This window comes from Rhodococcus coprophilus NBRC 100603, from assembly GCF_001895045.1.
Taxonomy (GTDB): Bacteria; Actinomycetota; Actinomycetes; order Mycobacteriales; family Mycobacteriaceae; genus Rhodococcus; species Rhodococcus coprophilus.
In genome coordinates this window covers 277,554-296,243 of the sequence record NZ_BDAM01000005.1, presented here as the reverse complement: position 1 = coordinate 296,243, position 18,690 = coordinate 277,554, and the positions used below count along the sequence as shown (strand labels likewise).

17 protein-coding genes and 1 pseudogene are annotated in these 18,690 nt (G+C 67.6%); 9 read left to right on the top strand and 9 right to left on the bottom strand.

What is annotated here, in order from left to right; all coding sequences use genetic code 11:
* Positions 1-11: 11 nt before the first annotated feature.
* From RDCOP1_RS10130 to RDCOP1_RS10120, 3 genes are all read right to left on the bottom strand, one after another.
* The gene (locus tag RDCOP1_RS10130) at positions 12-833 is read right to left on the bottom strand and encodes a fumarylacetoacetate hydrolase family protein (RefSeq protein WP_072700004.1); all 822 of its coding nucleotides are present in this window, start codon (positions 831-833) and stop codon (positions 12-14) included.
* Positions 834-839: 6 nt separating this feature from the next.
* The gene (locus tag RDCOP1_RS10125) at positions 840-1,907 is read right to left on the bottom strand and encodes a cupin domain-containing protein (RefSeq protein ID WP_072700003.1); all 1,068 of its coding nucleotides are present in this window, start codon (positions 1,905-1,907) and stop codon (positions 840-842) included.
* Between the two features lie 95 nt (positions 1,908-2,002).
* Positions 2,003-2,833 (bottom strand): IclR family transcriptional regulator, encoded by an 831-nt coding sequence (locus tag RDCOP1_RS10120; protein WP_072700001.1) that lies wholly within the window; start codon positions 2,831-2,833, stop codon positions 2,003-2,005.
* A gap of 99 nt (positions 2,834-2,932) precedes the next feature.
* Between RDCOP1_RS10120 and RDCOP1_RS10115 the strand changes: the two genes are divergently transcribed.
* The 8 genes from RDCOP1_RS10115 (at position 2,933) to RDCOP1_RS21925 (ending at position 9,018) form a co-directional block, all read left to right on the top strand.
* On the top strand, positions 2,933-4,138 hold the full coding sequence (locus tag RDCOP1_RS10115) for an MFS transporter (RefSeq protein WP_231923034.1): 1,206 nt from the start codon (positions 2,933-2,935) through the stop codon (positions 4,136-4,138).
* 31 nt (positions 4,139-4,169) lie between these two features.
* Positions 4,170-5,366 (top strand): FAD-dependent monooxygenase, encoded by a 1,197-nt coding sequence (locus RDCOP1_RS10110; protein WP_072699998.1) that lies wholly within the window; start codon positions 4,170-4,172, stop codon positions 5,364-5,366.
* 175 nt (positions 5,367-5,541) lie between these two features.
* The gene (lhgD, locus tag RDCOP1_RS10105) at positions 5,542-6,753 is read left to right on the top strand and encodes an L-2-hydroxyglutarate dehydrogenase (protein ID WP_072700421.1); all 1,212 of its coding nucleotides are present in this window, start codon (positions 5,542-5,544) and stop codon (positions 6,751-6,753) included.
* 76 nt (positions 6,754-6,829) lie between these two features.
* Positions 6,830-7,495, top strand: a complete 666-nt coding sequence (locus RDCOP1_RS10100; RefSeq protein WP_072700419.1) for an SDR family oxidoreductase — start codon at positions 6,830-6,832, stop codon at positions 7,493-7,495.
* 239 nt (positions 7,496-7,734) lie between these two features.
* Complete coding sequence (locus tag RDCOP1_RS10095; protein ID WP_231923035.1) at positions 7,735-8,121, top strand: histidine kinase; 387 nt, start codon at positions 7,735-7,737, stop codon at positions 8,119-8,121.
* Positions 8,079-8,363, top strand: coding sequence for a sensor histidine kinase (locus tag RDCOP1_RS10090; protein WP_143152191.1), 285 nt, complete (start codon positions 8,079-8,081; stop codon positions 8,361-8,363). The genes RDCOP1_RS10095 and RDCOP1_RS10090 overlap by 43 nt, the downstream gene beginning before the upstream one ends.
* Positions 8,360-8,674 carry a response regulator gene (locus tag RDCOP1_RS21930; RefSeq protein WP_307718194.1) on the top strand — a complete coding sequence of 105 codons (315 nt, stop codon included), beginning with the start codon at positions 8,360-8,362 and terminating at the stop codon, positions 8,672-8,674. Before RDCOP1_RS10090 ends, RDCOP1_RS21930 begins: the two co-directional genes overlap by 4 nt.
* Positions 8,671-9,018, top strand: coding sequence for a response regulator transcription factor (locus tag RDCOP1_RS21925; protein ID WP_307718193.1), 348 nt, complete (start codon positions 8,671-8,673; stop codon positions 9,016-9,018). Before RDCOP1_RS21930 ends, RDCOP1_RS21925 begins: the two co-directional genes overlap by 4 nt.
* An 83-nt stretch (positions 9,019-9,101) precedes the next feature.
* Here RDCOP1_RS21925 and RDCOP1_RS10080 read toward each other — a convergent pair whose 3' ends face one another.
* From RDCOP1_RS10080 to RDCOP1_RS10065, 4 genes are all read right to left on the bottom strand, one after another.
* The gene (locus RDCOP1_RS10080) at positions 9,102-11,012 is read right to left on the bottom strand and encodes an FAD-dependent monooxygenase (protein ID WP_072699991.1); all 1,911 of its coding nucleotides are present in this window, start codon (positions 11,010-11,012) and stop codon (positions 9,102-9,104) included.
* A gap of 3 nt (positions 11,013-11,015) precedes the next feature.
* Positions 11,016-12,362: an MFS transporter gene (locus RDCOP1_RS10075; protein WP_072699989.1), complete on the bottom strand. Its 1,347-nt coding sequence runs from the start codon at positions 12,360-12,362 to the stop codon at positions 11,016-11,018.
* Positions 12,363-12,515: 153 nt separating this feature from the next.
* Positions 12,516-13,448, bottom strand: coding sequence for a LysR substrate-binding domain-containing protein (locus tag RDCOP1_RS10070; RefSeq protein ID WP_072700417.1), 933 nt, complete (start codon positions 13,446-13,448; stop codon positions 12,516-12,518).
* Positions 13,449-13,668: 220 nt separating this feature from the next.
* Positions 13,669-14,553: a hypothetical protein gene (locus RDCOP1_RS10065; protein WP_072699987.1), complete on the bottom strand. Its 885-nt coding sequence runs from the start codon at positions 14,551-14,553 to the stop codon at positions 13,669-13,671.
* Between the two features lie 188 nt (positions 14,554-14,741).
* Here RDCOP1_RS10065 and RDCOP1_RS10060 point away from each other — a divergent pair.
* A pseudogene (locus RDCOP1_RS10060) lies at positions 14,742-16,110 on the top strand (wax ester/triacylglycerol synthase domain-containing protein).
* 27 nt (positions 16,111-16,137) lie between these two features.
* Here the strand turns inward: RDCOP1_RS10060 and RDCOP1_RS10055 are convergent.
* On the bottom strand, positions 16,138-18,234 hold the full coding sequence (locus tag RDCOP1_RS10055; RefSeq protein WP_072699985.1) for a hypothetical protein: 2,097 nt from the start codon (positions 18,232-18,234) through the stop codon (positions 16,138-16,140).
* Positions 18,235-18,386: 152 nt separating this feature from the next.
* A complete protein-coding gene (locus RDCOP1_RS10050; protein WP_072699984.1) occupies positions 18,387-18,584 on the bottom strand; it encodes a hypothetical protein in 198 nt (65 codons plus the stop codon).
* Positions 18,585-18,690: the final 106 nt, after the last annotated feature.

The window sequence follows — 18,690 nt, the reverse complement described above, 5'->3', positions numbered from 1 at the left end:
TCTTCGGTCTCCTACTTGACGACGGTCTTGTTCTTGACGGAACCGAGGCCCTCGATGGTGACCTCGCAGACGTTGCCGTCCTGGATGTAGCGCGCGGGCTTGCGGGCGTGGCCCACACCGCCGGTGGTGCCGGTGATGATGACGTCGCCCGGCTGGAGGGTGACGATGTGCGAGATGTAGTCCACCAGCTTGGCCGGGGTGAACACCAGATCGCTGGTGTTCGACGACTGCATGACCTCGCCTTCGAGACGGGTTTCGATCTTGGTGCCGAGCCGGTAGTCGGTGTCGAGAACCGGACCGAACCCGCTGGTCTTCTCGAACGTCTTGCCCTGATCCCACTGCAGCGTGCGGTACTGGTAGTCCCGCATCGTGTAGTCGTTGATGACCGAGTAGCCGGCGATGTACTCCTCGGCGTCGGCTTCCGACACCTGGTATGCCTGCTTGCCGATGACGACGGCGAGCTCGGCCTCCCAGTCGAGCTGCGAGGCGGCGTACGACGGGACGATCACATCGTCGTAGGGGCCCGTGAGGGCTTCCTTGAACTTCGAGAACAGCGTCGGGAACTCGGGGAGTTCGCGGCCCATCTCCTGGATGTGCGTGGCGTAGTTGAGGCCGACGCACACGATCTTGCCGGGGCTGGGAACGACCGGTGCGTAGTCGGCATCGGCGAGATCGACGGTCTTGCCGGCCGCCTTCTCGGCGACGGCCTTCCAGTCTGCGTCGTTCAGCAGTTCGGACAGATCGGCGTATCCGTCGATGACGGTCGCGGTGGAGTCGTTGTCGACGCGCACCGCAGCGGTTGCGCCGTCGAGTCGGAGGGTTGCAAGTCGCATGGTGGGTCAGGCTCCTTCGGAGATGATGGTGCGGTTGAAGTGCAGACGCTCCACGATGGGTGCGTCCGAGAACGCGAACAGGTCGATGCCCGCATCGGTTTCCAGCGACCATTCGACCCAGGACGGGACGACGATCATGTCGCCCTTGACGACATCGTGGGAAGCGCCGCCGAGATCGAAGCGGCCCTGGCCCTCGAAGACCTGGAACACGAGAGAACCCACGTCGCGACGGGGACGGGTGTGCGCGCCGGCGCGCAGACGGTGGAACTCGGCACGGATCGTCGGCATGACGTCGCCGCCGGTGGTCGGGTTGGTGTAGCGGACCGCGGCATGGCCGGGTTCCGGTGTCGCGGCGTAACCCTCGTCCTCGAGGGCAAGCTGCTCGGTGAGGGCGCGGTCGGTGTGCTCCCACCGGTAGCACGCGATGGGCGAGCTGGTCTTGCGGTCGAGTCCGACGAGCGGACGCAGGCCGGGGTGCACCCACAGACGCTCGGAACGCGAGATGTCCGGGGTGCCTTCGTCGGTGACGCCGTCCGAACCGAACTCGAAGAAGCCCGTGTCCGTGTAGTGGACGAACGGAATGTCGAGGCCGTCGATCCAGGCCATCGGCTGGTCGGTCTCGTTGTGGTGGCCGTGGAAGTTCCAGCCGGGGGTGAGCAGGAAGTCACCGCGGCGCATCGCGACGGGATCTCCGTTGACGACCGTCCACACTCCTTCGCCTTCGACGACGAAGCGGAAGGCGTTCTGCGAGTGCCGGTGCTCGGGTGCGGTCTCCTTCGGGCCCAGGTACTGGATCGCCGCCCACAGGGTGGGGGTGATGTACGGGACGCCACCGAGTCCGGGGTTCGCCAGCGCGATCGCCCGGCGCTCTCCGCCGCGGCCGACCGGAACAAGGTCGCCGGCGCGCTGCGCAAGTGGGTAGAGCGTCGACCACTTCCAGACGAACGGGATCGCCTTGGACGTCGGTGCCATCGGCATGAGATCGCCGAGCTGCGTCCAGAGCGGGTCGAGATGCTCGGCCTCGAAGTCGTCGTAGAGCTTCTGAAGTTCCGCATCGTGCGCGGGCTCGGTCATGGTTTCTCCTCGCAAAACGAAACACACGTTGGGCGTTGTTCACAACGTATGCCGTCTGATGCACCGGAGCACACAAGATTCTTTTCTGCGGAATATCAGGTCTCGATGTGAGCTACCTCAACCTCGAGGCCGCGGATTGCGGTGCGCATCTGTGCCACGAGCTGTCCGTGAAGATGCTGGCGATATCGGGTGGCGGGCACCGCCGCGGTCAGCGCGGCGATCGCCATGCCGCGACCGTTGCGCACCGCGACGCCGAACGCCGCGACACCCTGCTCGGTCTGCTCGACGTTCACGGCAAATCCCACCCGCCGGGCCGCTTCGAGTTCGTTGACGAAGATTTCGAACTCGCCCGGAGCCAGCCTCCGGTCCGACTCGGCAGCGGTCGGCCCCTGGCTGATGGTGGGTGGCCCCGCAGGACGGAGGTACAACTGCTCGAGCGTGCGCCGCGGAAGTTCGGCAAGCAGTATGCGGCCGCCCGCGGTGAGCTCCGCAGGGAGCACCTGACCCTGCCTGTCCCCCACACGCAGCATCGTTGTCGCTTCGGCGGTGTAGAGAAAGCGCGCCTGGGACCCGATACGCAGCACCAGATTGATCGTCTCACCGGTAATCATCGCGAGCGCCTCCATGTGCGGACGGGCGATATCCGCAAGCTCTCGCGTCCATCCGTGTTTCGCCGGACCGGCACCCATCGCCGGACCGGGGTGATAGCGGCGCTTCTCGTCCTGCACTGCGAAACCCCGGTAGACGAGCATCGCCAGGAGCCGGTGCGCGGTCGACGGCGCCGTGCCGAGCGCCTCCGCGGCGTCCTTCACCCGAAGCGCACCCACGTCGCGAAGCAGCTGGAGAAGGTGCAGTGCGTTGTCCACGGACTCGAGCGAGTACGACGGCTTCGTGATGCGTCTGCCCGGCTTCGGGTGATTCTGCATAACAGAACTTTATTGCACGGGCCGCTTGATCGCATCAACGTTATAGACATGCACAACTCCCTCGAGGCGGTCGGCGCCTCCGGTGCACGCCGACTGCCCATGGCTCGCGGCAGCATCGCCGCAGTCATCGTCTGCTGGTTGTTCGTCGTATTCGACGGATACGACCTCATCGTCTACGGCAACGTGATCTCCAGCCTCCAGGACGAGTGGGGAATCAGTTCCTCCACCGCAGGCACGCTCGGCAGCCTCGCCTTCCTGGGCATGATGATCGGCGCAGTCCTCGCAGGGCGCTTGTCGGACGTGGTCGGACGCAAGCAGGCCGTCATCGGGTGTGTCGTGGTGCTCTCCGTGTTCACCGCGTTGTGCGCGCTCGCCACCGGGCCGATCGTCTTCGGAATTCTGCGCCTCATCGCCGGCATCGGACTGGGGGGCCTCGTGCCCACCTCCAACGCGCTCGCAGCCGAACTCGTGCCCGACAAGTGGCGCGCCGCCGTCGCCACCATGATGATGTCCGGCGTTCCGATCGGTGGCTCGATCGCCGCTCTGGTCGGCATCCCGGTGATCCCCAACTGGGGCTGGCGGCCGATGTTCCTCTTCGCACTGATCCCCCTGGTGGTGCTCGTCCCCCTGGCGATCAAGGTTCTGCCCGCGCACGATCCCCACGGTCATCCGGGCAGCGCAGCGGGCGGGTTCAGGGAACTGCTCGGCGCCCGATTCCGCACCATCAGCATCATGTTCGCCGCCGTCACGGTGGTGACGCTGCTCGCGTGGTACGGCCTCGGTACCTGGCTGCCCAAGCTCATGCAGGGTGAGGGCACCGACCTCGGTAGCGCCTTGACGTTCGCGCTGGCGCTCAACCTGGGCGCCGTGGTCGGATCGTTCGTCACCGCGTGGGGTGGCGTCCGGTGGGGTTCCGTGCCGACGAGCATCATTGCCGCACTGCTGGCCGGTGTGGCACTTCTGACCCTGCTGCTCGATCCGCCGGTCGCTGTGGTCTATCTGATCTTCGTGCTCGCCGGTGTCGGTACCCACGGCACGCAGGCACTCATCATCGCCGCCGTGGCGTCGTACTACCCAGACCATCTCCGGGGCACAGCCCTGGGCTGGGCGCTCGGCGTCGGACGCATCGGCGCCGTCGCTGCACCACAGATCGGCGGCTGGCTGCTCGCTGCCGGACTCGGCGCCGATTCGAACTTCGTTCTCTTCGGTGTCAGCGCTCTGATCTCCGCCCTGCTGCTCTCGGTGATCTGGCGGAAGTTCCCCACCAGTCACGACGCGCCGCGCGGCCCGATCCTTGCCCACTGACCCACCCGTCTTCCCGACCCGAAGGAGTGTCATGTCCGATCTGAAGGACGCGCGAGTACTGATTGCCGGTGGCGGCATCGGTGGCGTCGCCAACGCCCTCGCTCTCGCCCTGAAAGGCGCGAACGTCACGCTCTTCGAGCGCGCCGCCGAGTTCGGTGAGGTGGGTGCCGGACTCCAGATCGGCCCGCACGGCTCGCGCATCCTGCAGTCGCTCGGCGTCTACGACGAGGTCATCGCCAAGGGCGTGCTGCCCAAGAACCTCGTCTTCCGCGATGCGGTGACCGCGGAGATCCTCACCAAGGTGAATCTCGGCCGGGAATACCAGGAGCACTACGGCGGTGTGTACTTCGTCGTGCACCGCTCGGATCTGCATTCGGTGCTCGTGGACGCGGCCCGTCGCGCGGGCGCCGACCTGCGCACCGACTCCACGGTCACGGACGTCGTCACCGAAGGCGACAGGGTCCGCGTCATCCTCGAGAACGGTGACGAGCACGTCGGCGACATCGCTCTCGGGATGGACGGACTGCACTCGCGCCTGCGCCCCAAGATCTCCGACGACAAGCCCGTCGGCTCCGGCTACGTGGCGTTCCGAGGCACGTTCCCGATGAACGAGGTCCCCCTCGAAGAGGACATCGAGGACGTGGTGGGCTACATCGGCCCGCGCTGCCACTTCATCCAGTACCCGTTGCGCCAGGGCGAGATGCTCAACCAGGTGGCCGTCTTCCAGTCGCCCGCCTTTCTGCGCGGCGAGGAGAAGTGGGGAAGCCCCGAGGAACTCGAGCACGCCTACGAGCATTGCCACGAGAGCGTCCGCTCGGCCCTGAAGTACCTGTGGACCGATCGCTGGTGGCCGATGTTCGACCGCAATCCGATCGACAACTGGGTCGACGGCCGCATGCTCCTCCTCGGTGACGCGGCGCATCCGCCGCTGCAGTACCTCGCGTCGGGTGCCGTCATGGCGCTCGAGGATGCCAAGTGTCTCGCCGACTACGCCGCCGAGGACTACAAGGGCGACAACACCAACTGGCCGAAGATCCTGCAGGACGTCAACGCCGAGCGCGCGCCACGCTGCAACCGCATCCTCACCACCGGCCGGATGTGGGGCGACCTGTGGCACCTCGACGGCGCCGCCCGCGAAGCGCGCAACGAGCTGTTCCGCATTCGTGATACCTCGAGCTACAAGTACACCGACTGGCTGTGGGCATACAGCTCCGACCGTAACCGCTGAGCCCGGAGCAACCGCCTCCACATCGGCTCGGCAAACGAATACCCCGAGGCCCGCAATCCGGTGACCGCCGGCGGAGTGCGGGCCTCGGTCCTTTGGCTCGGGCCCTACCCGGCCGGATCACCTCGAGTTGCCGATGGATGCCTGTTCGCCGGGTCGGGTCCCTAAGGTGTCGCGTATGGGCACTTTCCGCGCAGCGGTCGTCGGCGGCGGCATCATCGGGGCCGCGACTGCGCGACGCCTGGCACTGCTCGACGCGCACGTCACGCTCTTCGAGAAGGAACCCGCTCTCGCCGGGCACCAGACCGGCCACAACAGCGGCGTCGTGCATGCCGGCCTGTACTACCCGCCCGGGAGCCTCAAGGCGCGCCTGTGCCGGCGGGGCGTGGAACTGCTTACAGATTTCGTAGCCGAGAAGAACCTTCCGTACGACGAGTGCGGCAAGCTCGTCGTGGCACTCGACACCGCCGAACTCGGCCGGCTCGACGCGATCGAAGCACGCGCGACCGCAAACGGCGTGCCCGGACTCCGGCGACTGGACGCAGAGGCGATCCGCTCGATCGAGCCACACGCGGTGGGCATCGCGGCGCTCCACTCACCCCGCACCGCGATCATCGACTACACCGCCGTCACACATGCCCTCGCCGAGGACGTCGGTGCTGCGGGAGGTGTCGTGCGCACGAGTACGACGGTGACCGGCCTGCGTGCCCGGGCCGAGGCGGTGATCGTGGAGTCCGCCACCGCGGCCGGCTCTCTCGATTTGGAGTCCTTCGATCTGGTCGTGACCTGTGCTGGCCTCCAGTCCGACCGCCTGGCGCGTCGCGCCGGCGACCGTGCGGACCCCCGCATCGTCCCCTTCCTCGGCGACTATCACCTCCTGAAACCGGAACCCTCCCGGAAGGTGCGGGGGTTGATCTATCCCGTACCCGACCCGCGGTATCCCTTCCTCGGAGTGCACCTGACCCCGCGAATCGACGGCCGGATCATGGTGGGCCCCAACGCGTTCCTGTCCCCCGCGCGGGAGCTGTACACGCGGTGGGGGTGGTCCTGGCGCGACCTGCGCGAGGCCGTCGGGTTCCCCGGCTTCTGGCGGTTCGCAGCGCACAACGTCCCCGCGGCCACCCGGGAGTTGCGCACGGCGGTGAGCACGCGCCGTTTCGCCGCCGAAGCGGCGAAATATGTGCCCGGATTGACCGCCCGCGATCTTCTTCCCGGGCCGCGCGGGGTACGAGCGCAGGCGATGACCGCCGACGGCAGTCTCGAGGACGACTTCGTCATCTCCGGACACGGACGCATCGTGCACCTGCGCAACGCACCCTCACCAGGCGCCACATCGTCCCTGGCCATCGCCGAATACCTGGTCGATTCGGCCCTCGAGCGTCTCCGCTGAGCCGACCTGGGCGTAGAGACGACCGGATGTGGGCATGCTGATCGAGTACACCGCCCGCAACGCTAGGAGCATCGACATGGCACGTATCGCAGTTTTCGGCGGACACGGCAAGGTGGCGCTACACCTCGAGCGCCTGCTGTCGGAGGCCGGCCACGAGGTCTCCTCGATCATCCGCAATCCCGACCACGCCGGTGACGTGCGTGCGGCCGGTGGGATTCCGGTGATCGCCGACGTCGAGCAGCTCGATGCCCTGGAGTTCAACAAACTTTTGCAGGGACACGATGCACTGGTGTGGACTGCGGGCGCCGGGGGCGGCAGCCCGCTCCGGACGTACGCCGTCGACCGCGACGCTGCGATCGCGTCGATGGCGGCGGCGCAACAGGCAGGCGTGCCCCGATACGTGATGGTGTCGTATTACGGGTCCCGCCCGGACCACGGCGTACCGGAGGACAACAGCTTCTTCGCCTACGCCGAGGCGAAGGCCACCGCCGATACGCATCTGCGCGGCTCGGATCTGGAGTGGACGATCCTCGGCCCGAGTCGTCTCACCCTGGACCCGCCGACAGGACGCATCGAGATCGCGGGCCACGGCGCGACCGAGCCGACGGAGGTGTCGCGCGCAGACGTGGCCGCCGTCGCCGCGGCAGTACTCGAGCGACCCGAAACCGCCGGTCTCACCATCGAATTCAACAACGGGGACACGCCGATCGGCGAGGCGCTGGACGCCCTGCGAAAGCTGTAGCTACGTCGGAGGTCGTACTGCGATTACGTCGCAGGACGGACGACGGCGGGACGCCCGAAAACTAGCGTCGTCGCCATGAGACAGAACAGTCTCTTTCCCCGTACCGCGGTGACCGTGGCCTACAGCTGAATCACGATCATCGTGTTCGGCGGAATCCTCACCGAAACAGTCATCCTCTACCCCAACGTCTTTCACGATCCTCCGGCATCTACTTCTGGCCACGGAGGTCGGTGGGACTGATGGCGGCGCTCATCGCCCTGGGCGACAGCGTCCGTTCCCGGCGCGCTCTGCGAGACGAAATGGTCCGCAGGGAACAGTCGGCGCGCCTCGAACGCGAACGGGAGGCCGCGAGTCGCGTGGAGCACGAGCGACTCCAGATCGCACGCGATCTCCACGACCTGCTCGCCCACACCGTGTCGGTGATCTCGCTGCACACCGACGTCGCCTCCGAGTCGCTCGACGACGATCCGGCCCCCGCGCACCGATCGTTGTCGGCCGTCCGCGACTCGTGTTCGCGCGCAGTGTCCGAACTGCATGCCACGGTCGAGGCACTCCGCTCCCCCCGCCGGCAACACTCCCGGCAGTGGTGGATGCGACCGCGTACCGGGTGGTCCAGGAGGCCCTGAGCAACGTCCTCCGCCATTCCGATGCGACGAAAGCCGTTGTCGTACTGGATCGCCGCAACGGTGTTCTGAGAGTGTGCGTGAGCGACAACGTCCGCGGATCGCGGGCAGGTCCGTCCACGGGCTGGGGTCTGACCGGCATGCGCGAACGCGTCACCCTGCTCGGCGGGACGGTCGAAACCGGAACTCCGGACGGCGGCGGCTTCGTCGTCGATGCCCGCATTCCCGCAGGAGGATCGTCATGATCCGGGTCGTGCTCGTCGACGATCAGGCTCTCGTGCGCGAAGGCCTGCGGGCGCTGCTCGAGCGCACGGACGACATCGTCGTGGTCGGTGAGGCGGACGACGGGGACGACGGCGTGCTCATGGTCGCCGCCACTGCTCCCGACGTCGTGCTGATGGACATCAGGATGCCCGGCACCGACGGGATCGCCGCGACCCGCCGGATCATCGACGATCCGGCGCTTTCCCAGGTGCACGTGGTGGTACTCACAACATTCGACACCGACGACAACGTGCTCGACACGATCCGTGCGGGTGCGTCGGCTTCCTCGTGAAGGACACTGCTCCCGGCGATATCCGCAACGCGATCCGCACCGTGGCGGGCGGGGACGCCATGCTCTCGCCGACTGTCACCCGGCGCGGGATGCAGGCCGCCGCACGCGGGGCGGGCGCGCGCGACACCGGGCAACTCGACGGACCCACGAACCGGGAACGCGAGATCCTGGCCGAGGTCGGACTCGGTCTGTCCAACGACGACATCGGCTCGAAACTGTTCATCAGTCCCGCCACCGTTCTCACACACGTGACCCGGATCCTGGCCAAACTCGCCACGCGCGACCGAGCAAATCTCGTCGCGATAGCCTTTCGATCCGGATTGGTCGGCCCCGAAGACCGGTAACGCTCACTCGGACGGCACGGGGCCGTATTCGCAGCGCGGAGCGGCGCGAACACGGCCTCCGGCCACCCTCATGCAGGTGGGCGTCAATCCTGCGGAGCGAGTTCGCCGACGCGCAGCGGAGACGTGTCGGAGGCGGCAGCGATAGCCTCCTCGAACTGCACGTGGTCGAGTTGCGAACCCAGCAACAGCGCGAGGCGTGCGAGGAACCCTTCGCGGTCGTTCTCGTCGGCCTGATCGAGTGCGGCCGACAGGCCCAGCCACACGTTCTCGCGCCGCTGCTCGTCCACCGCGATCTGCTCTAAGGGCTGTGCGGGTAGCGCGACCCCCTCGGGAGCGACCCCACGCCGGATCGACTCGGCGACTGCCGGAAGCTCGCCGACAGCGACACGGCACAGCAGCAGCCCGTCGGGCCGGATCACGAATGCCTCACCTGCGCCCGCACCCATCGCCTCCGCCAGATCCTCGGCGACGAGAGAGACGACCCCGTCGACGGCAGTGCTGTCGACATTCAGTGCGCGCACGTTCTCGGGCGACAGCGCTTCCCCGAGTTTCCGGGTGGCAGCCGCGAGCGCCGCGCCGGCGGCCTCGTCGAGCCCGAAGCCGACGACGGCAAAACCGTTGCCGCGGACCTCGTTCAGCGAAGTATCCGCGACACCGTCGGCGGTGACGACACGAATCTTGCGGTCCTCGACCGGATCACCCGGCAGGATGCCCGCGGTTCCGGCGGCCACGGGCCACGTGAGCGGCGAGAGCCGCGCGTGCGTAGCGCTGGACTGCCGCGGGTTGATGAGATGAGCGAACTCTGGACGGCGCACGGAGAGGGCAAGAATCGCGTCGCGCGTCGTGCGGTAACCGTGGCTGCCCGGGCTCATGATGAGGGTGGACTTGCCTGCGTTGGCGACGTTTTGTTCCCACGCGTTGTGACGTTCGAACGAATACGCCGCCAGCAGCGATTCGTCGGCATTGCCGTGGACGACGGCGGCGAGCTGCCACGCAAGGGTCTCGGCGTCTTCCATGCCGGAGTTCAGGCCGCGCACGCCGAAGATCGGCACGAGATGCGCAGCGTCGCCGGCGAACAAGATCCTGTCGTGTGTGAACTCGGCGAGTGCGAGTGCACGTGCGCTGTAGAAGCCCTTCCACTCGAGCGTCCACGGCAGGTCGTTCCGCAGCCAGTCGAGATGCTTGGCGATGCGGACCCGGATGGCGTCTTCCTGCGTCTCGATCTCGGCGTCCTCGGACGGGTCGAGCTGGTAGTCGATCCGCCAGATGTCGCCGGGCTGCTTGTGCATGATGATCGTCGAGCCAGGGTTGCTCGGCGGATCGAACCACACCATGCGCTCGGCAGGAAGGTCCGACTCCCAATGGATGTCGGCAATAACGTAGCGACCCTCGTAGCTCGTTCCCTGCAAGCGCAGACCGGCGAGCTCACGCATACGGCTGCGCCCGCCGTCGGCTGCGACGACGTAGCGCGCACGGAGGTGACGCTTGCCTTCCGCTGTGTCGACCTCCAGGGTGACTTCGTCGTCACCCCGCAGGATCCCTGCGATGGGCGACTGCCAACACAGCGTGATGAGCGGATTCTTCTCGATGGTGTCGACCATGATCTGCTCGAACTCCGACTGGGAGACGTTGATCATCGGGGGCCGGACGTCGAAGTCGCGCATCGGCATCCGGAAGTGCAAGACCTGCTCGTCACGGAAGAAGCTGCGGCCACCGACCCACGGGAGGACGATCTTCTCGAGTTCGGCTCCGAACCCGAGACGCGCCGCGGCTTCGAGGCTGTGGCGAGAGATGCAGATCGCGCGAGAACCGAAGGAGACCTGGTCTGCTGCTTCGAGGATCGTGACGGGGATGCCACGCTGCGCTAGTCCGAGCGCGACTGCCATACCGACAGGTCCCGCACCCACGACGACGACGGGCAGTGCCTCGTCTGTGGGAGACATCGACTCGAACGTCGACGCCGGGTACCGGGGAGGCTGGTAGTAGGTCGACATGTGTCAGGCACCTTCCTGGACGGGGCGGACGATCCGCTGTTCGGGGCTCCCGGGAACGTACGAGGACGGCACCCGGAGGAGCAGGACGCTCGTGAGGCTGACGAGGGCGATCAACACGAAGTAGCCGGTGATCGCCATCGACGTGCCGGTGGCCGCAAAGAGCGAGGTCGCAATCATCGGCGCGAGTCCACCGCCGAGGATGGCGCCGACCTGGTAGCCGAGAGATGCACCGCTGTAGCGGATCTCGGTGGGAAACAGCTCGGCGAACAGTGCGGACTGTGGTCCGGCGCAGCAGCCGAGGGTGAATCCGAGCATGATCATCGCCAGCAACATGACCGGCAGCACGGCTGTATCCATGAGCGGGAAGAACAGGGCGGCCGCAGCGACGAGAGCAGTCGAGGATTTGAGGTAGATGTTGCGGCGTCCGACGAGGTCCGAGCGCCACGCGCTGTAGGCCATGCCCGCCATCCAGAACGGGCAGGAGACGATGAGCAGCGCCAGCATGGCGGTCTTGCTGTAGCCGAGTTCGGCTTCGCCGTACTTGAGGACGTAGACCATGTAGGCGTACGCAATGCCGTTGGTCGCGATGAAGGTACCGCCGGCCAGCAACACGGTCTTCCAGTGCCGGGTCAGCACCTCGATGATGGGCATCTTGCGGGCGGCATCGGCGGGCGCATCTTTCGCGGCCTTGAACTCGGTGCTCTCTTCCAGGCCGAGGCGGATCCACATCGCGACGAAGACGAGCACAGCCGATGCCAGGAACGGAACCCGCCAACCCCACGAGTTGAACGCCTCTTCACTGAGGAACATCGTCATCGGCAGGTAGACGAGGTTGGCGAGCAGCACACCTGCGGGCACTCCCAACTGGGGCGCGGCGCCGTACAGACCCCGTTTACCGGCCGGGGCGTTCTCCGTGGCGACGAGAACCGCTCCGCCCCACTCGCCCCCGACGCCGAGGCCCTGGATGAAGCGCAGCACCACGAGCAGGACGGGAGCCGCCACGCCGATCGCGGCGTAGTTCGGCAGCAATCCGATCGCGACGGTGGCGAATCCCATCAGCAGCAGCGACACCACCAGCATCGACTTACGGCCGATCTTGTCACCGAAGTGGCCCATGACGACCCCGCCGATGGGCCGGGCGACGAAACCGACCGCGAGCGTGGCGAACGCCGCGAGGGTGCCGGCGACGTCGGATGAACCCGGAAAGAACTGGGGCCCTAGGACGAGCGCTGCGGCGGTGCCGTAGATGAAGAAGTCGTACCACTCGATCGCGGTACCGACGAAGCTCCCGAGCGCGGCTTTGCGCGCTACGGCAGCCGACGCCCGTGGCGTCGCGTCAAGGACGGTCATGTTCGTGCCCTCCGGCGGAATGATGGGACTACGTCCGATTAACGAGCGTTCGGACTTGGCCGAGTAATCATGAGGGCCGTCACAATCTTTTGAAAAGCGCGGATTACGCGGATTGTTTCCCGGAAATTCCGTCAAAGGGGACGTTGTGCCCGGTCAGCGCTGGGACCCGGTGCCCTGTGCCCCGATGACGAAGTCGACAAAAGTCCGGGCAACACGACTCAGCAGGGCGTCGCCACGCCACGCGAGCACTACTTCCACCGATGCCGGCACCGGGTCGACCACGTCCCGAAGCGCCAGCGGGAGCCCCTCGTAGGTGGTGTCGTTCGCAGGTCTCTGCAGCAGCAGAGTCCAGCCGAGGCCACGCCCCACGAACGACCGGGCAGTCTCGAAACTCTGCACTCGGTACCCGATGATCGGCGCGAAGCCGGCGTCCGCGCACACTCGAGAGGCATGTCCGGAGCTCGGCGGTGCATCCAGGAGCACCATCGGTTCGGTCGCCAAGTCGCGGAGCCGGACCGCGGGCGCGGCGGCGAGCGGATGAGCGACCGGCAGCAACACCATCGGACGGCGGACATCCAGTTTCGCGATCTCGAGTCCGGGTTCGAGATCCAGGTCGTAGAGGAAGGCGACATCGAGTTCGTGCGCGTCGAGCAGACCCCGCAGCCGATTCTGGGTGTCCTCCCGAAAATCGACCCGCGCGCGCGGATGAAGCCGGGTGAAATCGGCCAGCAGCGAGGGGAGCAATGTGGGTCCGAGCGACGGATAACACCCGACTGCAACCGGTCCCACCACCGCGCCCGCCTCCGAACGCGCGTCGCTTTCGAGTTCCGCCGCATGGTGGAGAAGCACTCTGGCGCGTTCGAGGACTTCATGTCCGGTCGGGGTGAGGGTCACCCCCCGCGCGCGCTGCCGGACGAACAGTTTGACCTCGAGCGCCTTCTCGAGATCGGTGATGGCGGCCGAGAGCGCCGAATGGGACATGTGCAGCGCATCGGCGGCTGCGGTGATCGTGCCCCATTCCGCGACCGCTGCGAACGCCGCGAGCTGCCGGAGCGTGTATCCGGGCACGCCGTCGGTCCGGGCCATGTCCTCACCGTAGTCCGCAGAGCATCCGGGGACACCTCGCACGTCACGTCACGTCACGTCGCGGCGCGCACTCTGTTCGTACGTCAGGAAAAACGGAAGATCGGCGGGACGACGACGACCGCGACCGCGGCCCACACGCCGGAGGCGGGCAGGTACCGCGTCTGCCGGCGTTCTACGGCGTCGAAGGCGCAACGGCGGCCAGGAATCGGACTAGAGGCGGTTACGGCCGTTCGGGATCCGCGGCAGATGTCTTGTCCCCGTCGTCGCGGCTCAACGTCTCCGTCACCCGGGCGCGACCGCGCTCGAGGACGTCGCCGAGCGCTCCGCCGACCGCCTTGAGGGGACTGTCGATGGAGTCGAGCGCCTCGGCGACATCCGGATCTTCGTCCGCGAGCCAGCCGGCGTCATCGGCCCGGAAGGCCGCGCGGTAGTCGTCGAGATCGCGGCGCAGTGTCGACAATGCGCGGGTGGTGCGGCTCGAGGACAGTCGGCGGACCACCTCGAGCGGGGATCCCTCCGCGAACCGCGCCAGGGCCCTGCGCGCCCGTCGCAACAGGTCGCCGTCCCCCTCGAAGTGCCGCGCGAGCGCCGACCGGGCAGCCGCGACGACCTCCGGTGCGGAACCCTCCCGGGCGATGCGCACGCGATGCCACAGAAACAGACAGTCCTCGACCAGGACCAGTAGCTGGAGGGTCTCCCCCAGTCGCTCCTCGACCGCGATCGTGTGCAGGTATTCCAGGTGCTCCTGCACCGGTTTGTCCGCGTCGGCTCCGTCGAGAAGGGCCGACGCGTGAGCCTGCAGACGGGCGACGGTCTCGTCGAGCCGCGACCCGAGTTCTGCGAGCGGCGTCCAGTCTGCGTCGGGCAGCGTGCCACGGTGGTCGACTATCGCGGCAGCCCTGGTCAGAGCATTGTGGCGCGTGACGATGTCGCCCAGCGCGGGCGCCCCTACCGACGCCAGCACGCTTTCCGCGGTGTCCGGGGCCGCGTCTTCGCCTTCGAGCCGGACGATAGCCGCTTCCACGGACGCCACGGCCCCTCGCAGCGCATCCACGACGGAGTCGGTGGCGGTGGGTCCGGTGGATTCGGTGCTCGCGTCGGTCATTGCTCCATCGTGCTACGGACGAGAACCGATCGCATCAGGTGCCCTCGATCGTGGGCGGCAGCCGGCGGTGGCGCAGAGTCACCTTTACCCGATTTTCCTCGACCCCACGATGTCTGTGTCCGGGCCGAGTCCGGCTCGCCCGGTCCGGTGTGCCCGTGGCAAAGAGCGATACCTGCGATCCTGGAGGGGTGGCGGACCCGAGGCGGATAGAGCGCATCGGTCCCGGCGACCTGACCGAACTCGTCTCGGATGTCGGGCCGGTGCCCCTCCACGTCGGTGCCGCGATCTTCCTCTCCGGTGACGACGAGCCGGACCCGGTGGCGCTGCAGGCCGCGCTCACCGAACGACTGACCGGGATTCGGCGACTGCGGCAGCGCCTGTCCGAACCTGCGCTCGGGCTCGGCCGACCCTACTGGCTGGACGACGAGCACTTCGACGTCGATGCTCACCTGTCACAGGTGCGATGCCCGGCTCCCGGCGGCCGGGATGCCGCCATGGCCCTCGCGGTGAACGCACTCACCCGGCCGCTGCCGCGGTCGCGGCCGCTGTGGCGCGCGATTCTCGTCACCGACATCGCGGATCCGCACGGGCACACAGCACTGGTGATGGTGATGCATCACGTGTTGGCCGACGGGATCGGAGGACTGGCCGTGCTGGCGCATCTCGTCGACGGCGCAGACGTCTCGGACGAGCCGGGCCCCTCGATTCCGCCGGGCCGGCACCGGGCCTCTCCGCGGCCGCGGACGAGAGAACTGCTCGCCGACAACGTGATCGAACGGCTTCGCAGCCTGCGCCGAGTTCCACAGTCCGTCGCGGGTCTTCCTGCAGCGTGGGCGGAACTCGGACGGGGCACCGGTGGACGTGCCCCCCCGATGTTCGTTCAATGCGCCCACCGGTGTTCGACGAGTGGTCGGGACGGTCGAAGTGGATCTGGACGCGATCCGTTCGGTGGGGCGGCGATGGGGCGCGACTGTCAACGATGTGCTGCTGGTCGCCACCTCCGGTGCACTCGCCGACATCCTGCGCACGCGTGGCGAGTACCCGGCCGAGTTGGTGATCTCGGTTCCGGTCTCTGCTCGCGGTGCGAACGCGGACGGCGAGTTGGGCAATCAGGTCGGCGTCATGCCGGTTCGGGTACCACTGGCCGGAACTCCGGCGCAGCGGTCGGTTTCCGTTTCCCGCAGCACCCGCGCGCAGAAGTCGAGCGTGCGAGGGCGGTCGGCGACGTTGATCGGCCTGCTGTTCGACGTCCTGGCAGCCATCCGGATCTTCCGTTGGTTCGTCGATCGGCAGCGCCTGGTCAATTCGTTTCTGTCCAACCTGCCGGGCCCGTCGTCACCGCTGAGGTTTGCGGGAGCCAGTGTCTCCGCGATTGTGCCGCTGATCGTCAATACGGGAAACGTGGGCGTCGCCTTCGTGGCACTGTCGTACGCCGGCACCCTGACCGTGACGATCATCGTCGATCCCGAACTCGTTCCCGAGGTTCGCGAACTCACAGAAGCCCTGCACGATCAGTTCCAGGCGATCATTGCAGCCGGCGGCACGTCGGCGCGGTAGCCGCGACCGGTCGTCCGGTGAGCGTGCTCAGCTCGGCACACGCACCCAGGCATCTTCGAGGAGGGCAACCACATCGGTCTCACGGCGGGCCCGGTAGGCGGACAGAATTCGACGAGGCCGGGTTTCTGCACCCAGGTCCAGGGCGGTCGCGAACGCCTCGGCCATTCGGTCCTCGGGGACCACTTCGGGCGTGGTGTGTCCGACAAGGGCAAGCGCCTTGCGCAACGGTTCCGCGTTGTCGGCCACCGTGCGCAGCGGCAACACGTCGAACCGGCCGTCCGCGCGGAAATCGAGGAAGAGTTCTCCACCCGCATCCACCCCGATGTCCTCGAGGAACCGGCGGATCGACCCGAGTTGCGGGGCCGGTCCGGACCAGCGCAAGGTCTGTCCGCCCAAGCGCGACGGCAGGACGATCTCACTGCCCGGATCGCACCCGGCGAGCGCGGCCACCGCCGACGGCACCGCGCACTCGGCGCCGCGCACGTGGTCGCGCGTGACCGGTATGCGCAGACGCCAGCCGTCGTCGAGCCGGTAGAGCCGGCGGGTCCGTTCCGGCTTCGACGTGGGCACGTGCGCACGCCGCCGGCGCCCCACACGATCGTCGGTGACCTCGAATTCTCCTCCGGCCGCGAAGGTCCGGGCAGAATCTTCGGAAATGCCGAACCGCTCCACCAGCCCGGTCACGACGACATCGACCGGCGCGCTGCCGTCCCGATCGTCGACCAGACGGGCGATGCGGTTGCGGATCGCGGTGACCACGTCGGTCTCCCATTCCGCGAGTGACCAGCGGCCCTTCTCGACCACGAAACGCTCGTCGTCGGTGAGTTCGGCGACGAGCGTGTGGACGTCGGCGTTCACGCCCATGCGGGCGACGAGTTCGTCCGCGGTGTGCGGATCTCCCAGCACCTCGAGTACCTGGGCGGCGCGTCCGGCGAGGTCGTCCTGCTGTCCGAGGAGCCGGCCCTCGAACATCGACGTCCCGCAGTACTGCGTCCACGCGGCGAACTCGTCGGCCGGCAACGTCCAGGTGGCTTGCACAGCGGCGGGTTCGACCACCCCGTTGGCGGATTCGAACTCTGCGAGCAGCGCCCGGGTCTGCTTCTCCGCATCGGGCAGATCCGGAACGGCCACCCAGCCGTCGGCCACCTCGAAACGGTCGTCGAGGCGGTGCAGCACCTGCCACAGCGGCGCGCCCAGCGCCGGCACGGGCCGGGTGAGCACGGGAAAGTCGCGCAGGATGCGGTCGAACGCGGCCACCGGTCGCACCCGCACGCGCAGCGCGGCGAGCAGGTCACCGACCGCCGTGCCGAACGGGAACGTCGACGGAGCGGCCGGGTCGTCCTCGCCGTCGCGGACACGTCGTCGCAGTGCCTGTCGCTCCGGTTCGGGCAACGCCTGGATGTATTCGCCGAGTTCGGAAATGGGGTCGTCCGGCGCGGGAACCGGAAGATCACCCGCGGTGAGCGCACGGATACGCGCTGCCACCGTGCGGATCTCCTCGGGCGCTCCTTCGTCGAGGTCGACACGCAGCAAGGGCCGGTCGGGTTCGCCGCTGAGCATCCGCCAGCGCGCCAGGTGTGCAAGGTCTTCGACGAGCAGGTCGAGCGCCGGGACCTCCGTGACCGAGGTGGACGCCTCTGCCGGCTCGCTGCCGGGAAGGGAAGGGTCGGGATCGCGCAGTACCGTCGCGACCAGGACCGCACAGACGATTTCGTCGACCGTGTCGCGGTCGGCACCGCGCACCACGAACAGGTCGGCGGGGCTGCGGCTGAACAACTCGGCAGTGCTGGGGGCGTGCGGAAGACGCGCGATCACCGTCGCGGCCGCAGCATCCAGGTCGAGCGCGGACACCGGCATTCTCACATCGCGGAGCAACGCATCCGCGAACCGGAGATCCGGATGGTCGGTGACGAAGATCCGCGCGAGTTCGGCGCACATCTCGGGGATGCCCGCCTCTTTCGCGGTTTCGGCGGGCGACTGGACCTCCCACCACCGGGTGGTGGGAGCGAGCGCGGACAACGCGACGGTGCGAGCGGACCCGTAACGGTCGAGCCAGGGCATCAGCTCACTCCACGGCCGGTCCTCGAGTTCCTCGACCGACAAAGCACGTGACCACAGCGACACGACCCGTTGCTCCTATTCCGCGACCGAAGGGACGGCCGCGGGGCCCATTTCCGCGCCCGACGCCCTGATCAGGGCACCCGGCCGCCAGCATACATTTCCGCCCGCGACGAACCTGTCGGCGCAGCGTGCCCCCTCAGCGGACCCGGGGCACGTCAGGTCGCGGCGGCATCACGTTCCGTATCGCCCTGAGCCTCCGGTCTCAGCCGGAGCAACACCAGGCCCGCGACGGACGCGACGATCAGCGACCCCACCGCACCGTTGACGTGGAGGGCGTACACGGCCACGCCGGCCCCCACCAGTCCTGCCAACAGCGCGAACCAGAGCAGCGCTTTCCCGACGAACACACCCATTTCCCCGTACCTTCCGGCAAGTCTCCATCCGATCGGAAGGATAGTGTCACTTGTCACAGATCCCACGCCCTCCGCCCGGTGTGTCCACGAATCGTGCTCGTCCTGC

Bases quoted from the DNA above. Each gene is read 5' to 3' on its own strand.
- RDCOP1_RS10130 (WP_072700004.1), bottom strand. From the start codon at position 833: ATGCGACTTGCAACCCTCCGACTCGACGGCGCAACCGCTGCGGTGCGC.
- RDCOP1_RS10110 (WP_072699998.1), top strand. From the start codon at position 4,170: ATGTCCGATCTGAAGGACGCGCGAGTACTGATTGCCGGTGGCGGCATC.
- RDCOP1_RS10080 (WP_072699991.1), bottom strand. From the start codon at position 11,012: ATGTCGACCTACTACCAGCCTCCCCGGTACCCGGCGTCGACGTTCGAG.
- RDCOP1_RS21930 (WP_307718194.1), top strand. From the start codon at position 8,360: ATGATCCGGGTCGTGCTCGTCGACGATCAGGCTCTCGTGCGCGAAGGC.
- RDCOP1_RS10065 (WP_072699987.1), bottom strand. From the start codon at position 14,553: ATGACCGACGCGAGCACCGAATCCACCGGACCCACCGCCACCGACTCC.
- RDCOP1_RS10125 (WP_072700003.1), bottom strand. From the start codon at position 1,907: ATGACCGAGCCCGCGCACGATGCGGAACTTCAGAAGCTCTACGACGAC.
- lhgD (WP_072700421.1), top strand. From the start codon at position 5,542: ATGGGCACTTTCCGCGCAGCGGTCGTCGGCGGCGGCATCATCGGGGCC.
- RDCOP1_RS10115 (WP_231923034.1), top strand. From the start codon at position 2,933: ATGGCTCGCGGCAGCATCGCCGCAGTCATCGTCTGCTGGTTGTTCGTC.
- RDCOP1_RS10100 (WP_072700419.1), top strand. From the start codon at position 6,830: ATGGCACGTATCGCAGTTTTCGGCGGACACGGCAAGGTGGCGCTACAC.
- RDCOP1_RS10095 (WP_231923035.1), top strand. From the start codon at position 7,735: ATGGCGGCGCTCATCGCCCTGGGCGACAGCGTCCGTTCCCGGCGCGCT.
- RDCOP1_RS10070 (WP_072700417.1), bottom strand. From the start codon at position 13,448: ATGGCCCGGACCGACGGCGTGCCCGGATACACGCTCCGGCAGCTCGCG.
- RDCOP1_RS10050 (WP_072699984.1), bottom strand. From the start codon at position 18,584: ATGGGTGTGTTCGTCGGGAAAGCGCTGCTCTGGTTCGCGCTGTTGGCA.
- RDCOP1_RS10075 (WP_072699989.1), bottom strand. From the start codon at position 12,362: ATGACCGTCCTTGACGCGACGCCACGGGCGTCGGCTGCCGTAGCGCGC.
- RDCOP1_RS10120 (WP_072700001.1), bottom strand. From the start codon at position 2,833: ATGCAGAATCACCCGAAGCCGGGCAGACGCATCACGAAGCCGTCGTAC.